Annotated in this window: 12 protein-coding genes; 5 read left to right on the forward strand and 7 right to left on the reverse strand. The window is 71.2% G+C overall.

What is annotated here, in order from left to right; all coding sequences use genetic code 11:
* Positions 1–173: 173 nt before the first annotated feature.
* The 4 genes from ACFUN8_RS17695 to ACFUN8_RS17710 form a co-directional block, all read right to left on the reverse strand.
* Positions 174–1,418 carry a branched-chain amino acid ABC transporter substrate-binding protein gene (locus ACFUN8_RS17695; protein ID WP_383637810.1) on the reverse strand — a complete coding sequence of 415 codons (1,245 nt, stop codon included), beginning with the start codon at positions 1,416–1,418 and terminating at the stop codon, positions 174–176.
* A gap of 269 nt (positions 1,419–1,687) precedes the next feature.
* Entirely contained in the window at positions 1,688–2,284 is a 597-nt protein-coding gene (locus ACFUN8_RS17700; protein WP_383637813.1) for a Tat pathway signal sequence domain protein, read from the reverse strand.
* A gap of 272 nt (positions 2,285–2,556) precedes the next feature.
* Complete coding sequence (locus tag ACFUN8_RS17705; RefSeq protein ID WP_383637816.1) at positions 2,557–3,057, reverse strand: PaaI family thioesterase; 501 nt, start codon at positions 3,055–3,057, stop codon at positions 2,557–2,559.
* A gap of 184 nt (positions 3,058–3,241) precedes the next feature.
* A complete protein-coding gene (locus ACFUN8_RS17710; RefSeq protein WP_383637819.1) occupies positions 3,242–5,575 on the reverse strand; it encodes an FdhF/YdeP family oxidoreductase in 2,334 nt (777 codons plus the stop codon).
* 187 nt (positions 5,576–5,762) lie between these two features.
* Between ACFUN8_RS17710 and polA the strand changes: the two genes are divergently transcribed.
* Positions 5,763–8,474, forward strand: a complete 2,712-nt coding sequence (gene polA / locus ACFUN8_RS17715; RefSeq protein WP_383637823.1) for a DNA polymerase I — start codon at positions 5,763–5,765, stop codon at positions 8,472–8,474.
* Positions 8,475–8,519: 45 nt separating this feature from the next.
* Here the strand turns inward: polA and ACFUN8_RS17720 are convergent, their stop codons facing one another.
* Positions 8,520–9,374: a DUF4184 family protein gene (locus tag ACFUN8_RS17720; protein ID WP_383637827.1), complete on the reverse strand. Its 855-nt coding sequence runs from the start codon at positions 9,372–9,374 to the stop codon at positions 8,520–8,522.
* Positions 9,375–9,639: 265 nt separating this feature from the next.
* On the opposite strand from ACFUN8_RS17720, the gene ACFUN8_RS17725 reads away from it, so the two are divergent.
* Entirely contained in the window at positions 9,640–11,313 is a 1,674-nt protein-coding gene (locus ACFUN8_RS17725) for a lytic transglycosylase domain-containing protein (RefSeq protein ID WP_383637830.1), read from the forward strand.
* A 399-nt stretch (positions 11,314–11,712) separates the two neighbouring features.
* Here ACFUN8_RS17725 and ACFUN8_RS17730 read toward each other — a convergent pair whose 3' ends face one another.
* Positions 11,713–14,460, reverse strand: coding sequence for an ATP-dependent RNA helicase (locus tag ACFUN8_RS17730; RefSeq protein WP_383637833.1), 2,748 nt, complete (start codon positions 14,458–14,460; stop codon positions 11,713–11,715).
* Positions 14,461–14,464: 4 nt separating this feature from the next.
* The gene (locus tag ACFUN8_RS17735; protein WP_383637836.1) at positions 14,465–15,289 is read right to left on the reverse strand and encodes a class I SAM-dependent methyltransferase; all 825 of its coding nucleotides are present in this window, start codon (positions 15,287–15,289) and stop codon (positions 14,465–14,467) included.
* A 388-nt stretch (positions 15,290–15,677) separates the two neighbouring features.
* On the opposite strand from ACFUN8_RS17735, the gene rpsA reads away from it, so the two are divergent.
* The 3 genes from rpsA to ACFUN8_RS17750 form a co-directional block, all read left to right on the forward strand.
* Entirely contained in the window at positions 15,678–17,201 is a 1,524-nt protein-coding gene (gene rpsA, locus ACFUN8_RS17740; protein WP_023542473.1) for a 30S ribosomal protein S1, read from the forward strand.
* Between the two features lie 280 nt (positions 17,202–17,481).
* Positions 17,482–18,420 (forward strand): PAC2 family protein, encoded by a 939-nt coding sequence (locus tag ACFUN8_RS17745; protein WP_382562901.1) that lies wholly within the window; start codon positions 17,482–17,484, stop codon positions 18,418–18,420.
* Between the two features lie 76 nt (positions 18,421–18,496).
* A partial coding sequence (locus tag ACFUN8_RS17750) for a dephospho-CoA kinase (RefSeq protein ID WP_383637840.1) occupies positions 18,497–18,724 on the forward strand: 228 nt, incomplete at its 3' end.

Below are 18,724 nucleotides of genomic sequence, written 5' to 3' on the forward strand. Positions count from 1 at the left end.
TATTGCGATTTGTCCGTACCGCGCGCCGCGTAGCCGGCGGTTGGCATGTTGCTGGGGCTGTTGGTTCACCGGGGGGCCTCCGATTTTGTGGGGTCAGATAGGGCCGGGCGGGGGCGCTGTGGCGCCCCCGCGCGGTGGTAGGTCCTACAAGGAGGGAGGGCTGGTGAGCCCGATCAGCCCTCGAACACGCCCGTCTGGACGGGGACGTGCTTGCCGCCCTTGACCTCGTAGAGGGAGAGCTGCTTGTTCACGGTGTCGCCGAACTCGTCGAAGCCGACCGTGCCGGTGACTCCGTCGAACTTGACGTTCTGCATGGCCTCGGTGATCTGCTTGCGCGCGTCCTTGACGTCGCCGGGCAGCTTGCCGTCGTTCTTCTCGACGGTGGCCTTGACCGCCTGGATGATCGCCCAGGTGGAGTCGTAGGCGTAGCCGCCGTACGCCTCGAAGGCGCCGTCGTAGCCGCCGGCCTCGTAGTCCGTGATGAACTTCTTGGCGGTGTCCAGGGTCTCCAGGGGCGCGCCCACGGAGCTGGCGAAGTCGCCTTCGGAGTTCGCCTTGCCCAGCTTGATGTACTCGGCGCTGAAGAGAGCGTCGCCGCCGACCGTGGGGATCTTGGCGCCGGCGTTCTTGATCTGGCTGGCCAGCGGGGCGCCGGCCGGGTACTCGCCGCCGTAGTAGACGAAGTCGGCGTCGGTCTGGGCGACCTTGCTCGCGACGGACGAGAAGTCCTTGTCGTCCGGGTTGATGTGGTCGGTGCCGACGACCTTGCCGCCGAGCTTCTTGAACTCGGTGGAGAAGGTGGCGGCGAGACCGGCTCCGTACGTCTTCTTGTCGTCGATGACATAGACGTTCTTGAGCTTCTGCTTGTTGAACATGAACTGCGCGGCGTACGGGCCCTGGATGGCGTCCGTGGTGGCCGTACGGAAGTACGTGTCGAAGCCGCGGACCTTCTTGCCGCTCTGCCAGTCCTTGCCCTGAGTCATCTCGGGGTTGGTGTTGGCGGGCGAGACCTGGACCAGGTTGTCGTTGGCGAAGACCTTCTGCATGGCCTGGCCGACGTCGGAGTTCAGGGGGCCGACGACGCCCATGACCTTCTGGTTGCCGACGAGCTTGGTGGCGTTCTGCTGGCCGGTCGCCGCCTGGGCGACGTCGTCCAGGGACTCCAGCTCGAAGGTGACGCCTTCGACTTCGTTGTTCTTGTTGGCCGTCTTGACGGCGAGGTCGGCGGAGTTCTTGATGCCCTGGCCGAGCGCGGAGAGGTCTCCGGTCAGCGGCGCGTCGAGGCCGATGACGACGGTCGTCTTTCCGCCGTCGCCGCTGCCTCCCTCGCTGCTGTCGTCGCGGGAGCCGCAAGCAGACAGCGTGAGGGCTCCTACGGTGACCGCAGTGGTGACTATGAACAAGGAACGGTGACGCACGATCAGTCCTTTCCCCTGGCACGGCTGTCCCTGACTGGGACGCCGGGTCGAGCGCTGGAACCGAACTGAAAGTAATCCGGTGGCGCGGTGACTGGCCGTGACTCTAAGCGCGCTGGTGGGGGTGGTGCAGAGGTGCGGCCCATGATGTGACGCTCTTGTTATGACGGGACCGCGATGAAGCCCGGCCGGGAGGGGAAGGGCGTGTGATTTGAGACCGTTCGGAAGTCCACATGCTGAGAACCAGCAGGACCGTACTGGTAGTCGTTCGGTTACGGAGCGGGACGGGCGCATGCTTTCTGGACGGCCGCGCCGAGGTCTTCGGGGTATCCGCCGCCGAGGATCCGGCTCTGTTTCTGGACGGCCCGTTCGTTACGCAGGGTGACTTCCAGGAAGGGGAGTCCGGCGTTCCGTGGGACTTCGCCGCAGTCGAGCACGTAGACGGTCACCACCACGTCGCGGGACTCGCCGGCCGGCACGGTGAACGGGGTGGACGGTTCCGTCGACACGGCCAGCGCGGCCGACGGCTGGGTGAGGGCGTCGACGGTCACCCGGCGGCCTGGTTCGGTCGTGATGCTGACGCCGAAGGTGAACGCGCCCGTGTGCCCGCCCTTCGGCGCGGCGCCCGCGTAGGAGAACCCAACGACCTGCGAGGGCCAGGGTGGTGGCGGCGCGGGGGGCGGGGCCGGGGCGTTGAGGGCGTACACGCACACGCCTGTCGTGAGGGTCGCCGCGACGGCGAGGACGGCCTTGCGGCGGTGGCGCGCGGGCACGGTGAGACGGGCGCGGGCCGGCGTCGCTCCGGCGAGTGGGACCGCCGGGTGGTGATAGGTGTCCTCGCCCGGTTCGACGGGGCCGATGCCGCTCATGTGCCGAAGTTAATGCGCATCGGGCGGCAGGACAATGGATCGTGGCGCACAGCGTCACGCACCGTGACCATCGGGGGTCCCACCTGGCTCTCCCCGTGCCGCGGTCCGGTGGTGGCCGACGTGTCGCAAGCGTGCGAACGGGCTCTGGTTACCGCCGTGTTTCGCGGTCGTCGGGCGGGGGTCGGGCGTCTCACCTGTTGGTCACTCTGGGCCGGGGGAAGCCCGTTCGACACTTCCCCCGGCCCGCTTGAGGCTCCCTTGAGGTTCGCCTCTCAGGCGTCTTTCCGCGTCGTGGAGGCGCCGCCGTCGGCGCTCCGGAGCAGACAGGTGAGCCTGGCCGTGCAGACTCGTTTGTCCTTTTCGTCGGTGATCACGATCTCGTACGTCGCGATGGACCGGCCGCGGTGGACCGGGGTGGCGACGCCGGTCACGAGGCCGTCGCGTACGGCGCGGTGATGGGTGCAGTTGAGGTCCACCCCGACGGCGACCTTGTCGCGCCCGCCGTGCATCATCGCGCCGATGGAGCCGAGGGTCTCGGCGAGTACGGCGGAGGCGCCGCCGTGCAGCAGCCCGTACGGCTGGGTGTTGCCCTCCACGGGCATGGTGGCGACGACGCGGTCGGCGGACGCCTCGGTGACGCGCACGCCCATGCGGGTGCCGAGGTCCCCGGCGGAGAAGAGCGACGTCAGGTCGATGTCGTCCGGGGCGTACTCGTCGATGATCTCTTTCGGGAACGTCGCTGCGGGCTGCTCGTTCGCGGTGTTGTCACCCATGGGGTCAGGCTCCGATCGGCTGCGTGGTGGGGCGTGGTGAGGCGTGTTGCTGTGCGGTGAGGCGTGTCGCGGTGCGTGTTCGGCGCGTCCGCGCAGGTCCCCGCGCGCGTCGGTGCGCGTGGGCGCGCGTGCTCTCGTGTGTTCTCGTGATCTGTTTCGGACGGGTCGGGCCCGGAGCACCGCCTCAGCGGTGTTCGAAGCGCACCACGACGGACTTGCTCGCCGGGGTGTTGCTGGTGTCGGCCGTGGAGTCCAGCGGCACGAGCACGTTCGTCTCCGGGTAGTAGGCGGCGGCGCAGCCGCGGGCCGTGGGGTAGTGCACCACCCGGAAGCCGCGGGCGCGCCGCTCGACGCCGTCGCGCCACTCGCCGACCAGATCCGTGTACGAGCCGTCGGCCAGGCCCAGCCGGTCTGCGTCGTCCGGGTTCACCAGGACGACGCGGCGGCCGTTCGTGATGCCCCGGTAGCGGTCGTCGAGGCCGTAGATCGTGGTGTTGTACTGGTCGTGCGAGCGCAGCGTCTGGAGCAGCAGCCGGCCCGCCGGCAGCTCCGGGTACTCGACGGGCGCCGCCGTGAAGTTGGCCTTGCCGGTGAGCGTCGGGAAGCGCCGTTCGTCGCGCGGAGCGTGCGGGAGCTGGAAACCGCCGGGCCTGGCGACGCGTTCGTTGAAGTCCTCGAAGCCGGGGACGACACGGGAGATGCGGTCGCGGATCGACCCGTAGTCCTTCTCGAACTCCTCCCACGGAGTCAGCGACGCGGGTCCGAGGACGGCACGCGCCAGCCGGGTGACGATCGCCGGCTCGGACAGCAGGTGCGGGCTCGCGGGAGCGAGGTTGCCGCGTGAGGCGTGCACCATGCCCATGGAGTCCTCCACGGTCACGATCTGCCTGCCGCCCGCCTGTACGTCCTTGTCGGTACGGCCGAGGGTCGGCAGGATCAGGGCGCGCGCGCCGGTCACCGCGTGCGAGCGGTTGAGCTTGGTCGACACGTGCACGGTGAGCCGCGCGGTGCGCATCGCCGCCTCGGTCACCGCGGTGTCCGGGGACGCGGAGACGAAGTTGCCGCCCATGGCGAAGAAGACCTTCGCGTCGCCGTCGCGCAGGGCGCGGATGGCCCGTACGACGTCGTAGCCGTGATGGCGCGGCGAGGTTATGCCGAACTCCCGGTCCAAGGCGTCGAGGAACGCCGGCGCGGGCCGTTCGAAGATGCCCATGGTGCGGTCGCCCTGGACGTTGGAGTGTCCGCGTACGGGGCACACGCCGGCGCCCGGCCGGCCGATGTTGCCGCGCAGCAGGAGGAAGTTGACGACCTCGCGGATGGTCGCGACGGAGTGCTTGTGCTGGGTGAGGCCCATCGCCCAGCAGACGATGGTGCGCTTCGAGGCCAGGACCATGGCCAGCGCGCGCTCGATGTCGGCGCGCTCCAGGCCCGTCGCGGTGAGGGTCTCGTCCCAGTCGGCGGCGCGCGCGGCGGCGGCGAACTCCTCGAAGCCGTGGGTGTGTTCGGCGACGAACGCCTCGTCGACGGCGGCCGGGTCGCTCTGCGCCGCGTCCAGGATCAGCTTGTTCAGCAGCCGGAAGAGGGCCTGGTCGCCGCCGATGCGGATCTGCAGGAAGAGGTCGTTGAGGGCCGCGCCCTTGACCATGCCCTGCGGGGTCTGCGGGTTCTTGAACCGCTCCATGCCGGCCTCGGGCAGCGGGTTCACCGAGATGATCCGCGCGCCCGCCGATTTGGCCTTCTCCAGGGCGGAGAGCATCCGGGGGTGGTTGGTCCCCGGGTTCTGCCCGGCCACGATGATCAGGTCGGCCTGGTGCATGTCCTCCAGGGACACGCTGCCCTTGCCGACACCCAGGGTCTCGGCGAGCGCCGAACCGGACGACTCGTGGCACATGTTGGAGCAGTCGGGCAGATTGTTCGTGCCGAACTCGCGGGCGAACAGCTGGAGCAGGAACGCCGCCTCGTTGCTCGTACGGCCCGAGGTGTAGAACAGCGCCTCGTCGGGGGAGTCCAGCGCGTTGAGTTCCTCGGCGATGATCGCGAACGCGCGCTCCCAGCTGACCGGTTCGTACCGGTCACCTGCGCCGCCGTCACCGCCGCCGTTGTCGCTGTGGTCCCTGTCGTCGCCGGATCCGCGTTCCAGGAGCATCGGCTGGGTGATCCGGCCCTGCTGCCCCAGCCAGTAGCCGCTGCGGTTCGCCAGGTCGGCCACCGGGTGCGCGGCGAAGAAGTCGGGGGCCACCCGGCGCAGCGTCGCCTCCTCGGCGACCGCCTTCGCGCCGTTCTCGCAGAACTCCGCCGTGTGCCGGTGATCGCCCTCCGGCCAGGCGCAGCCCGGACAGTCGAAGCCGTCCTTCTGGTTGACCTTGAGCAGCGTCCGCGCCGCGCGGGTGACGCCCATCTGCTGCTGGGCGACGCGCAGCGAATGCGCCACGGCCGGCAGTCCGGCGGCGCTGTGCCGCGGTGCGGCGACCTGTGGTGCGTCCTGGACCGGGTCACCTGAGGGCGGCTTGCTGGCCATCACGCTCTCCCTAACTCGTACGACGGGCCTCGACGGGATTCGACGGGACTCGGCGGGACTCGACGGGACTCGGCGGGATCCGGTCCCGTGATCCCTGGCCCCACGATCCTGTCACGCACCCTCGACGGCCCGTCGGGGCGGAGTGCGCGGGTCAGGATTGTCAGTGGGGCGTGGCAGGATCGGGTACGTGGCTGAGACAGCATCGAAGAAGACCGCAGACAACCGTCCTCGCCTGCTCCTCATGGACGGGCACTCTCTGGCGTACCGGGCGTTCTTCGCGCTGCCCGCGGAGAATTTCACCACCAGCTCCGGCCAGCCGACCAACGCCGTCTACGGCTTCGCGTCGATGCTGGCCAACACCCTGCGTGACGAGGCGCCCACGCACTTCGCGGTGGCCTTCGACGTGTCGCGCAAGACCTGGCGCTCGGAGGAGTTCCCCGAGTACAAGGCGAACCGCTCCAAGACCCCCGACGAGTTCAAGGGCCAGGTCGAGCTGATCGGCGAGCTGCTGGACGCGATGAACGCGCAGCGGTTCGCGATCGACGGCTTCGAGGCGGACGACGTCATCGCCACCCTCGCCACCCAGGCCGAGGAAGCCGGCTTCGAGGTCCTCATCGTCACCGGCGACCGGGACTCCTTCCAGCTCATCACCGAGCACACCACGGTGCTGTATCCCACCAAGGGCGTCTCCGAGCTGACCCGCTTCACCCCGGAGAAGGTGCAGGAGAAGTACGGGCTCACTCCGGCGCAGTATCCGGACTTCGCCGCCCTGCGCGGCGACCCGTCGGACAACCTCCCCGGGATCCCCGGCGTCGGCGAGAAGACGGCCGCGAAGTGGATCAATCAGTTCGGCTCGTTCGCCGATCTGATGGAGCGCGCCGACGAGGTCAAGGGCAAGGTCGGCGAGAATCTGCGCGAGCACCTGCCCTCGGTCAAGCTCAACCGCCATCTCACCGAGCTGGTGCGCACCGTCGAGCTGGCGAAGACGCCGCAGGAGCTGGAGCGCGCCCCGTACGACCGGACGGCCGTCACCGGTGTGCTCGAAGTGCTGGAGATCCGCAATCCGAGCCTGCGCGAGCGGCTGCTCGCCGTGGACCCCGGCGCCGTCGAGGACGAGGCACCGGCCCCCGAGGCGGGCATCGAGCTGGACGGCACGGTCCTCGCCTCCGGCGAGCTGGCGCCCTGGCTGGCGGAGCACGGAAACGAGCCGCTGGGTGTCGCGCTCGTCGACACCTGGGCGCTCGGCACGGGCAGCATCGGCGAGGTCGCGCTGGCCGCGGCCGACGGCGCCGCCGCCTGGTTCGACACCACCCAGCTCGACGAGGCCGACGAGAAGGCGTTCGGCGACTGGCTCGCGGCGGCGGACCGCCCCAAGGTGCTGCACAACGCGAAGAGCGCCATGCGGGTCGCCCCCGAGCACGGCTGGCGCATCGGCGGGGTGAGCATGGACACCGCGCTCGCCGCGTATCTGGTCAAGCCCGGCCGCCGTTCGTTCGCGCTCGACGCCCTCGCCGTCGAATACCTCGGGCGTGAACTCGCCCCGGCCGCACCGGCCGACGGCCAGCTCGCCTTCGGCAGCGACGACCAGGCCGAGGCGGACGCGCTGATGACACAGGCGCGCGCGATCCTCGACCTCGGCGACGCGTTCACCGGCCGGCTGGAAGAGGTCGGGGCCACGAAGCTGCTCCAGGACATCGAGCTGCCCACCTCCGCGCTGCTCGCCAAGCTGGAGCGCAACGGGATCTCCGCCGACCAGCCCCATCTGGTCACCCTGGAGGAGCAGTTCGCCGCCGCCGTCCAGCAGGCGGTGAAGGAGGCGCACGCGGCTGTCGGGCACGAGTTCAACCTCGGCTCGCCCAAGCAGCTCCAGGAAGTCCTCTTCGGCGAGCTGAGCCTGCCCAAGACCAAGAAGACCAAGACCGGTTACACGACGGACGCCGACGCGCTGGCCTGGCTCGCCGCGCAGACCGAGCACGAACTGCCGGTCGTGATGCTGCGCCACCGCGAGCAGGCCAGGCTCCGGGTCACCGTCGAGGGCCTGATCAAGATGATCGCGGCCGACGGCCGTATCCACACCACCTTCAGCCAGACGGTGGCGGCCACCGGCCGGCTCTCGTCCACGGACCCCAACCTGCAGAACGTGCCGGTGCGCACCGACGAGGGCCGCGCGATCCGCCGTGGTTTCGTCGTCGGCGAGGGCTACGAGTCGCTGATGACCGCCGACTACAGCCAGATCGAGCTGCGCGTCATGGCTCACCTGTCCGAGGACGCCGGTCTGATCGAGGCGTTCACCTCCGGCGAGGACCTGCACACCACCGTCGCCTCCCAGGTGTTCGGCGTCGAACGTGCCGCCGTCACCCCCGACATGCGCCGCAAGATCAAGGCGATGTCGTACGGACTGGCGTACGGCCTCTCGGCGTTCGGCCTCTCCCAGCAGCTGAACATCGAGGCGGCCGAGGCGCGCGGTCTGATGGACACGTTCTTCGAGCGCTTCGGCGGCGTACGGGACTATCTCCAGCGAGCGGTCGTCGAGGCCAGGGCCACGGGCTACACGGAGACGATGCTCGGCCGCCGCCGCTACCTCCCGGATCTGAACAGCGACAACCGCCAGCGCCGTGAGATGGCCGAGCGGATGGCGCTGAACGCGCCGATCCAGGGCACGGCCGCCGACATCGTCAAGGTCGCCATGCTCCGTGTCGACACGGCACTGACCGAGGCCGGGCTGGCCTCGCGCATGCTGCTCCAGGTCCACGACGAAATCGTGCTGGAGATCGCTCCCGGCGAGCGGGAGCGGGTGGAGGAGCTGGTGATCCGCGAGATGGCCGCGGCGACGGAGCTGCGGGCGCCGCTGGACATCTCGGTGGGCGTGGGCCCGGACTGGGACTCCGCCGCCCACTGACGGCGGGCGGTATCCCTCGTACCCGTCACTCGTTCCCGTACGGGATCAGCGCGATTCCGTACGGGAACGGTCCGGGGCGGTCGTCGCCGGCTCCGTGCGTGTGGCGACGGCGCGCAGCCGCGTCCCCGCGCCGTACAGCACGAGCCCGAGGGCCAGCCCCGACCCGGCGCCGAAGCAGAGCGTCGGGATGACGTCCAACGGCGTGGACACCTGCCCGTGGTAGGCGTACCAGCGGGTGAAGCGGTGAGCCATGCCGAGCGACGCGCATCCCACCAGCAGGGTGTACGCGAGCAGACGCTCGCGCCGTACGAGCACGGGCACCGAGACCGGCGTGGGAGTCCGGGGCAGCCGGCGCACGGCGGTGACCGTGAACCAGCAGAGCGCCACCAGCGCCAGGGCCGAACTGCCGTACTGCGTGTACGTGTACAGGGGGAAGCCCGCGACGGCCTCACCCAGCGCGGGCACCAGCCGGGTGCCCCACCGGTCGAAATGCGTGAACGCGTCCCACACCACATGGGTGGACGCGCCGAGTACCGCCGAGAGGTAGAACCGCGCGGCGAGCGCCGCCCGCCGTCCGCCGCGCCGGTCCGGTCCTCGTACGAAGGTGTGCGCCCGGCCCTGCCAGGCGGCGGGCAGCAGCGCCAACAGCGGCTCACGCAGCATCAGCCAGACGCCCACGAGGGCCGCGGCGATGACGAAGTCGACGGTGAACAGGCCCACGGGGCCGTGCGTCACCTCGCCGAACTCCATGGCGGCGGGCACGGCCGTCGCGGCGAAGTACGTCGTGTCGGGTGCCATCGAGCCGGCGACGAGCGCGGAGGCGAGCAGCGGACCGCGTGACGTGCCGTCCCTCCTGATGCCGGGCAGCACCGCCGCCGCATGGCTCAGCGTGAAAGGCATGGCCGTCCCCCTGGGGCGTGTCCTGGTCATTCGTCGTTCGATGTTCGATCAGCGAGGGACCACGCCCACCTGGTACGGAGTCAGTCGGATCAGTATGAAGGACGCATGTTCTCGGCCACCGGTTCGACCTACGGGAAGCCGGGAGGTGGCGAAACGGTGAAAAGCGGTCACCGACCCGTGTGCGCGCACAGGGAGTTGCCGTAGGGTCGCCTGAGTCCTCGCGCTGGGGAGCGCGAACAGCCGTTCACCGGGAGGGACCAGACGTATGGCAGCGCAATTCGGCCGTCGGCTCCGCAGAGGGGCGACCACGACAGCGGTCGCCGCACTCGCGGTCGCCGCACTCTCCGCCTCACAGGCCCCCGCGATCGTCCCCGGCGGCGGTGGTGACAGCGGAAAGCAGGCGTCCGGATCGAGCGTGCCGGACGAGGACACGGCCTCCGGGGACTCCTCGTACCACACGGACCTCCCGCCGCTGAACACCCCCGACAAGCCGGGCACTTCGATCGACCTGCCGAGCCTGGGCGCGTCGGAGGCCGGGATACCGGCGACGGTCCTGGCCGCGTACAAGCAGGCCGAACAGAGCGTCGGGGTCACCAATCCCGGCTGCAACCTGCCGTGGCAGCTCCTCGCCGCGATCGGCAAGGTCGAGTCGGGCCAGGCGCGCGGCGGCCGGGTCGACGACAACGGCACGACGTTCTCGCCCATCCTGGGCCCGGTGCTGAACGGTGTCGGCTTCGCCAACATCTCCGACACCGACAACGGCGCGTACGACGGCGACAAGACGCACGACCGCGCCGTGGGCCCGATGCAGTTCATCCCGGCGACCTGGGCGACCTGGGGCCAGGACGCCAACAGCGACGGCCGCAAGGACCCCAACAACATCTTCGACGCGGCGCTGGCCGCCGGTCGCTATCTTTGCGCCAATAATCGCGACCTGTCGGTCAAGAGCAATCTCGACCAGGCCATCCTCAGTTACAACCGCTCGCAGGAGTATCTGGCGACGGTCCTGTCCTGGCTGGAGTACTACAAGCGCGGCAGCCACGAGGTTCCGGACGGCACGGGCGTGCTGCCCACGGGCCCCGGCCCGGTGAACCCGGGCGGTCCCGCCAACTCGCCGAGCCCCGGCCCGAGTACGACGAACCCCAGCACGCCGCCGAAGCCCCCGAAGCCGCCGACGACGAAGCCGCCCACGACACCCCCGACCACGCCCCCGACCACCCCTCCGACGACGCCGCCCACCACCCCCGTGCCGACCGTCGAGCGCCTGGAGGACGCGGGCACCGGCAAGCTGTCCGCCACGGCCGGCGGGGCGTTCGCGGAGCGCGTCACGGTGCGCGGCGAGGACGCCAAGGGCAAGGCCGTCGGCAAGGTGGCCGTGCTGTTCACGATCGTCGGCGACACGGACGCGACGTTCGCGGGCGGCGGCAAGAAGGCCACCGTCACGAGCGGCACCGACGGCATCGCCAAGGCGCCCGCGCTCCGGGCGGGCGAGAAGACCGGCGACTTCACGGTGCGGGCGGGGGTCGTGAGCCGTACGGCCCCGGCCGTCGACTTCACGGCGACGGTCACCGAGCGCCAGGCCGACGCGGTCGTCAGGACCGGCGACAAGGAGCTGACGGCGGCGCCGGGCGCGGAGTTCGCCGACGCCGTCGAGGTCAAGGCCACCAACAAGGGCGAGATCGCTCCGGGTGTGGCGGTCAAGGCCACCATGATCAAGTCGGCGGACGACGCGTCGGCGGCGGACAAGGGCCCGCACTTCAAGGACGGGAACGGCAACCCGCTGCGCGCCCTCACGGGTCTGAAGACGAACGCCCAGGGTCTGCTCGTCCTCCCGAAGATCTTCGCGGACGACGCGACGGGCACGTTCCTGCTCCAGATCGAGACGGCCGGCGGCGCGAAGGTGACGATCGAACTGAAGGTCGCCGCCCCGGCGGCGTAGCCACCGGCCCCGCCCGGGGGACCGGCTCACCGGACCGGCGCACGCACGCCGCCCCTCCGTCACGGACGGAGGGGCGGCGTCGCCGTGTCGCGGGCGCGCTCCGTCGGGGCGTGTCCGCGCCCCGACGCCGTCCGCCCGAACAGCGGGGCTCACGGCGGCCGGTGCGCGCCAGGGGCCGTGAGCCGGACGCTTCGCGCACCCGCCGCGCGGGCGGCGCCGCCACTTCGAAGGCAGTTCCCGGCCCTGCCCGCGAAGTCCCGTCCGGCCCGGGACGCCTGGACGGCGCCTTCTCCCCGTCGTCCCGAGGGACAGGGGAGGTGCCTGCCTTCGGGACGACGGTCGGCCCGGCACGGCCGCGCGCCGTCCACCGCGCCGATCCGCCGCCCACGGCGCCACGGCCTACCGGCGGTCCTTCAGACGCCGCGTCGCCACCGCCTCGGTCGGGTCCTCCGGCCACGGGTGGCGCGGGTAGCGGCCGCGCAGTTCCGCGCGCACCGCGCGGTAGCCGTCCCGCCAGAAGGACGCCAGATCCGCCGTGACCGCGGCGGGGCGCCCGGCGGGGGAGAGCAGATGGACCAGCACCGGCACGCCCGCGACGGTCGGCGTCGCCGTCAGACCGAACAACTCCTGCAGTTTCACCGCCAGTACGGGCTGCTCCCCGCCGTAGTCGACGCGTACGCGCGATCCGCTCGGCACCTGGATACGCTCGGGCGCCAGTTCGTCCAGCCGCCCCGCCTGGCCCGACGACCACGGCAGCAGCCGGCGCAGCGCCTGGCCCGCCTCGATGCGGGCCAGATCCGCGCGGCGCCGGGCCTTCGACAGCTCGGGCTCCAGCCAGTCGTCCGCGCTGTCGAGCAGCGCCCCGTCCGACACATCGGGCCACGGAGCGCCCAACGCCCGGTGCAGAAAGCCCAGTCGCTCCCGCAGCGCCTCCGCGTCGCGCGTCCAGCGCAGCAGGGCGCCGGGGCCCTCGCGCCGCAGACCGTCCAGCAGCGCCTCCCGCACCCGGGCCGGGTCGGGCTTGCGCAGCGGCCGTGCGGACAGTTCGACCGCGCCGAGCCGCCGTACCTCCCTGGCGACGACGTCACCGTCCTCCCAGTGCACCTCCTCGCCGGAGAGGCGCAGATGCGCGGCGGCGGTGCGCGCCGTGTCCTCGTCGATGACGGCGGCGAGCCGCACCCGCGCCGACGCGGCCGTCGCGGGCCGGTCCGCGACGGCGACGGCCAGCCACGGCGCGGAGCGCAGCCCGGACCCGTCGCCGAGTTCGGCGCCGGTCCCGGACACCATCAGGAACGCGCCGCCGCCGCGGGCCCGCGCCACCCGCTCGGGAAAGGCGAACGCGGCGACGACCCCGGCGACACTGTCATCGGCCAATCCGCCCTGCTCCCGGGCCTCTTCACGGCCGATACGGCCTGCGCCGCCGTCCGTACGGGCTCCGCCGACGTCTCCGGCTCCGCCGCCCGCGCCGGGCCGGTGGCTCCGTCCGGCATGCCCCGCACGCCCCGCACGCTCGCCTCCCGCGGCTTCGCCGCTCCCACGTTCGCGTGCGTCCCGGCCGGTGCCACCGAGCGCGTCCGGCCCACCCGCGCCGCTGTCACGTGCCGCCCCGTCCGGCGGCCTCGGCAGTGCCGAAGCCAGCCTGCGGGCCTCCTGCCGCCAGCGTGCCGCGTACCCGTCGCCGCCCCGTTTCGCCGTGCGCCAGGCCACCGCCAGGTCGTCCCCGTACGCCCTCGGCGGTTCCTCGCTCAGCAGTGCCACCACCTCCGCCGCCCGGCGCGCGCCGACCTCGCGGGCGCCGTCGAGCAGCGCGCGGGCGAGGCGCGGGTGGAGGCCGAGGCGGGACATGCGGACGCCGCGGTCGGTCACCCGGCCCGCCGCGTCCACCGCTCCGATCGCGGCCAGTACCGCCCGCGCCGCGGCCAGCGCCCCCGCGGGGGGCGCGTCGAGCAGGGCGAGGCCCGAGGCGTCCGGGTCGCCCCAGCACGCCGCCTGCAAGGCGAACGCCGCCAGATCGGCGACCTTGATCTCCGGCGCGGGAAACCGCGCGAGCCGCGCGTCCTCGGCCTGGTCCCAGCACCGGTACACGGCGCCCGGTGCCTCGCGCCCCGCACGCCCCGCGCGCTGGCGTGAGGCGGCCTGTGAGGCCCGCACCGTGGTGAGGGCGCTCAGCCCCCGGGCGTGGTCCGTACGCGGCTCACGCGCCAGCCCCGAGTCGACCACGACCCGCACTCCCGGCACGGTCAGGCTCGACTCCGCCACCGAAGTCGCCAGTACGACGCGGCGGTTGCCGCCCCCCGACCCGGCGAGCACCGCGTCCTGCGCCTCCGCCGGCGCCCGGCCGTGCACCTGAAGAACCTCCGCGCCGAGGTCGTCGGGGCTCCCCAACTGGCCCGCCACCCGGCCGATCTCGCCGACCCCCGGCAGGAACACCAGCACGTCGCCCGCGCGCTCGGCCAGCGCCCTGCGTACCACCGACGCCACATGCGTCAGCAGCGCCGGATCGACCCGCATCCCGTGCGGCGGACGCACCGGCCGCGCCGGCGGCGCCCACACGACCTCCAAAGGATGCGTCACCCCCCGCGCCTCCACCACGGGCGCGTCGCCCAGCAGCCGCGCCCACCCCTCGGCGTCGGTCGTCGCGGAGGCGGCCACCAGCCGCAGTTCGGGACGGAGCGTGGCCCGTACGTCCAGCAGGAAGGCCGCCACCGTGTCGGCGTCCAGATGCCGTTCGTGACACTCGTCGATGATCACCACGTCGACGCCGCCGAGTTCCTGGTCGCGCTGGAGCCGCTGGAGCAGTACGCCGGTGGTCACCACCTCCACGACCGTGTCGCGCCCCACCACGCGCTCGCCGCGCACCGTGAAGCCGACGCTCCCGCCGACCCGCTCGCCCAGCAGCCACGCCATACGCCGGGCCGCCGCACGCGCGGCGATCCGGCGCGGTTCGGCGACGATCACCCGCCGCCGCGGGCCCCGTGCGCCGCCGTCGAGCCGTACGAGCCCGGCCAGCACCAGCGGCACCAGGGTCGTCTTGCCCGTCCCGGGCGGCGCGCACAGCACGGCGCACCCCGGCCCGTCGAGGGCCGCCTCCAGTGCGGGCAGGGCGGTACGGACGGGCAGGCTGCCGAGGACGTCGTCGCGGATCACACCCTCAGTCTCGTACGCAGACGAAGATCGCCGACCCCGGGATCAGCTTCCCGCGCAACGGAGACCAGCCGCCCCACTCCTGGGTGTTCCAGGCCGGCCACTCCGGCTCCACCAGATCGACCAGCCGGAAACCGCCCGCCACCACGTCCCGTACCCGGTCACCCACGGTCCGGTGGTGTTCCACGTACATCGCGTGTCCCTGCTCGTCCTGTTCCACATAAGGGGTGCGGTCGAAGTACGACGCGGCCACCGACAGGCCCTCGGGCCCCGGCTCGTCCGGGAACGCCCAGCGCATCGGGTGCGTCACCGAGAAGACCCAGCGCCCGCCGGGGCGCAGCACCCGCCGTACCTCGCGGAACACCCCGACCGGATCGGCGACGAAGGGGATCGCGCCGTACGCGGAGCACGCCAGGTCGAAGGAGCCGTCCTTGAACGGCAGCGCCGCCGCGTCCGCCTCCACAAGAGGTACGTCGTCACCGATGCGCAGCGCGTGCTGGAGCTGCCGGTGGGAGAGGTCGAGCGCCACCGGGCGCGCCCCCTGCCTCGTCAGCCAGCGTGAACACTGCGCCGCGCCCGCCCCGATCTCCAGGACGTCGAGGCCCTTGAGGGACTCGGGCGGCCCCAGCAGCTCCGCCTCCACTTCGTCCAGGCCCTCAGGTCCCCAGACGAACCGGTCGTCGCCGAGGAAGGTGCCGTGCTCGATCTGGTAGTCGTCCGCGTTCCGGTTCCACCAGCCCCGGTTGGCGCGGCTGCTCTCGGTGCCGTCGCTCTCACGCCGGGTGGCTTCCGGCTCGTCCTGCTCGTACCGCTCTGCCTGCTCTTGGCTCATCGTGCCCGTCGTCGTAGTGTGCGGAGAGGCTCGAAGAGTCTGTGCCGCGCTGTAGTCGGCCGGTAGCGGCCTGGGCTACGGTGCGGCCATCGTGGCCTCGTGGAACGCTTGTTGTGCCGGGTATGGGGCGTTCCGCCCCGGGTGTGCGCCTTCGCGCATTGACCGTGTCCGGCTGCCCCCGTATGCTAAAGGTTGCGCTGCGGGCTTGCGCGCCTCAGACGTAGCAGGCCGCGCTCGCATCTGTTGTAGGTCCCCTCGGTTGTCGAGGCGCCTTCCCCTCATCGGGAATGGCGCTCCCTCGGCTGTCCGGACTTCCGGCGGATGGCGATACGGGCTCTCGGCGTGGCAGTACCTACGACTCAATGTCCGTACCGGAGCCTTTACCCACATGACGAGCAGCACCGAGACCACCGCCACCACCCCGCAGGTTGCGGTCAACGACATCGGTAACGAGGAAGCATTCCTCGCCGCGATCGACGAGACGATCAAGTACTTCAACGACGGCGACATCGTCGACGGCGTCATCGTGAAGGTCGACCGGGACGAGGTCCTGCTCGACATCGGTTACAAGACCGAAGGCGTCATCCCCTCCCGCGAGCTTTCGATCAAGCACGACGTCGACCCCAACGAGGTCGTCGCCGTGGGCGATGAGATCGAGGCCCTTGTTCTCCAGAAGGAGGACAAGGAAGGCCGACTCATCCTGTCCAAGAAGCGCGCGCAGTACGAGCGCGCCTGGGGCACGATCGAGAAGATCAAGGAAGAAGACGGCATCGTCACCGGCACCGTCATCGAGGTCGTCAAGGGTGGACTCATCCTTGACATCGGCCTCCGTGGCTTCCTGCCGGCCTCTCTCGTCGAGATGCGCCGCGTCCGCGACCTCCAGCCCTACGTGGGCAAGGAGCTCGAAGCCAAGATCATCGAGCTGGACAAGAACCGCAACAACGTGGTCCTGTCCCGCCGTGCCTGGCTCGAGCAGACGCAGAGCGAGGTTCGCCAGACCTTCCTCACGACCCTGCAGAAGGGCCAGGTCCGCTCCGGCGTCGTTTCCTCGATCGTCAACTTCGGTGCGTTCGTGGACCTCGGCGGTGTCGACGGTCTCGTGCACGTCTCCGAGCTCTCCTGGAAGCACATCGACCACCCCTCCGAGGTTGTCGAGGTCGGCCAGGAAGTCACCGTCGAGGTTCTCGACGTGGACATGGACCGCGAGCGTGTCTCCCTGTCGCTCAAGGCGACGCAGGAAGACCCGTGGCAGCAGTTCGCCCGGACGCACCAGATCGGCCAGGTCGTTCCCGGCAAGGTCACCAAGCTCGTTCCGTTCGGCGCGTTCGTCCGCGTCGACGAGGGCATCGAGGGTCTGGTCCACATCTCCGAGCTGGCCGAGCGCCACGTGGAGATCCCGGAGCAGGTCGTCCAGGTCAACGACGAGATCTTCGTCAAGGTCATCGACATCGACCTCGAGCGCCGTCGCATCAGCCTCTCGCTGAAGCAGGCCAACGAGGCGTTCGGCGGCGACCCGGCCTCGGTCGAGTTCGACCCGACGCTGTACGGCATGGCTGCCTCGTACGACGACCAGGGCAACTACATCTACCCCGAGGGCTTCGACCCCGAGACCAACGACTGGCTCGAGGGCTTCGAGGCTCAGCGCGAGGTGTGGGAGACCCAGTACGCCGAGGCGCAGACCCGCTTCGAGCAGCACCAGGCTCAGGTCATCAAGTCCCGCGAGGCCGACGAGGCCGCTGCTGCCGAGGGCGCTGCCGCCCCGGCCGGCGCGGCTCCCGCGGCCTCCGGTGGCAGCGGTGGCGGTGGCGGCGGCGGTTCGTACTCCTCGGAGTCCCAGGACAACTCCGGCGCCCTGGCGTCGGACGAGGCCCTGGCCGCCCTGCGCGAGAAGCTGGCCGGTGGCCAGAGCTGACGCTCTGACTCCGTAGTCGGTCGCAGGAGAGCATGACGTGAGGCCCGTTCCCCTCGGGGAGCGGGCCTCACGCATGCCCGGGGTCCGGCGTCTGCCCGCGGGTGGGCGTGACCGGCCGCGGCGCGCCAAGTGCCGTACGCAAGTGCCGTACGCCGTCGTCCTCTTGCTTCCCGCGCCGCCGGGACCGGACCCACGACCACCGGATGCGGGACGCGCGGGCGGGGAATGCTCACGCCCGGAGGTGCGTTCTTCCTGAGGAACACGAGGAGGACCGGTAATCGTGCTTGATCCGCAGGATTTGTACGAGTGGGAGCCCAAGGGCCTGGCAGTCGTCGACATGGCGCTCGCGCAGGAGTCCGCGGGCCTTGTCATGCTCTACCACTTCGAGGGCTACATCGACGCGGGTGAGACCGGCGACCAGATCGTCGAGAACCTGCTCGAATCGCTGCCGAACCAGGTGGTGGCGCGCTTCGACCACGACAGGCTGGTCGACTACCGCGCCCGCCGCCCCTTGCTGACCTTCCGGCGCGACCGCTGGTCCAGCTACGAGACACCGACGCTGGAGGTGCGGCTCGTCCAGGACGCCACGGGCGCCCCGTTCCTGCTGCTGTCGGGGCCCGAGCCCGACGTCGAGTGGGAGCGTTTCGCGGCGGCCGTACGCCAGGTCGTCGAGCGCCTCGGCGTACGGCTGGCGGTGAACTTCCACGGCATTCCGATGGGCGTGCCGCACACGCGCCCGGTCGGCATCACCCCGCACGGCAACCGCACCGACCTGATGCCGGGTCACCGCAGCCCCTTCGACGAGGCACAGGTACCGGGCAGCGCCGAGGCGCTCGTCGAGTATCGGCTGATGGAGACGGGACACGACGTACTCGGCGTGGCCGCGCACGTCCCGCACTATGTGGCGCGGTCCTCGTATCCGGACGCGGCGCTGACCGCGCTGGAGGCGATCACGGCGGCGACGGGACTCGTCCTGCCGGGCGTCGCGCACGCCCTCCGTACGGAAGCGCAGCGCACCCAGACCGAGATCGAGCGCCAGCTGAGCGAGGGGGACGAGGAGCTGGTGACGATGGTGCAGGGCCTTGAGCATCAGTACGACGCGGTGGCCGGCGCCGAGAGCAGGGGCAATCTGGTGGCGGAGCCGGTGGAGCTTCCGTCGGCGGACGAGATCGGGCGCGAGTTCGAGAAGTTCCTCGCCGAGCGGGAGGGCGACGCGTAACACCTCCGGGCGCGGGCCTTGGTCCGGCGTCCGGGTGTCTCGTAAGACGGCCCGTGCACGCTCTAAGCTGCGAGACATGCTGAAAGTGGGCCTGACCGGCGGGATCGGTGCCGGAAAGAGTGAAGTGTCCCGACTGCTCGTGAGTTACGGAGCGGTGCTGGTGGACGCGGACAAGATCGCCAGAGAGGTCGTCGGGCCCCGGGCTCCCCGGCGCGACGCCCGTGTGGACCCCATAGGGGCCGGCGGCCGCACCCCCCACGGGGGGCGCGACCCGCCCCAACACCGCGCGCGCCGGGTCACCAGT

The organism is Streptomyces sp. NPDC057307 (assembly GCF_042667665.1).
Classification (GTDB): domain Bacteria; phylum Actinomycetota; class Actinomycetes; order Streptomycetales; family Streptomycetaceae; genus Streptomyces.

What these genes read in the sequence shown, in the direction of transcription:
- ACFUN8_RS17720 (WP_383637827.1), bottom strand. Translation starts at nt 9,374, where the DNA reads ATGCCTTTCACGCTGAGCCATGCGGCGGCGGTGCTGCCCGGCATCAGG.
- ACFUN8_RS17705 (WP_383637816.1), bottom strand. Translation starts at nt 3,057, where the DNA reads ATGGGTGACAACACCGCGAACGAGCAGCCCGCAGCGACGTTCCCGAAA.
- ACFUN8_RS17710 (WP_383637819.1), bottom strand. Translation starts at nt 5,575, where the DNA reads ATGGCCAGCAAGCCGCCCTCAGGTGACCCGGTCCAGGACGCACCACAG.
- ACFUN8_RS17700 (WP_383637813.1), bottom strand. Translation starts at nt 2,284, where the DNA reads ATGAGCGGCATCGGCCCCGTCGAACCGGGCGAGGACACCTATCACCAC.
- rpsA (WP_023542473.1), top strand. Translation starts at nt 15,678, where the DNA reads ATGACGAGCAGCACCGAGACCACCGCCACCACCCCGCAGGTTGCGGTC.
- ACFUN8_RS17735 (WP_383637836.1), bottom strand. Translation starts at nt 15,289, where the DNA reads ATGAGCCAAGAGCAGGCAGAGCGGTACGAGCAGGACGAGCCGGAAGCC.
- ACFUN8_RS17725 (WP_383637830.1), top strand. Translation starts at nt 9,640, where the DNA reads ATGGCAGCGCAATTCGGCCGTCGGCTCCGCAGAGGGGCGACCACGACA.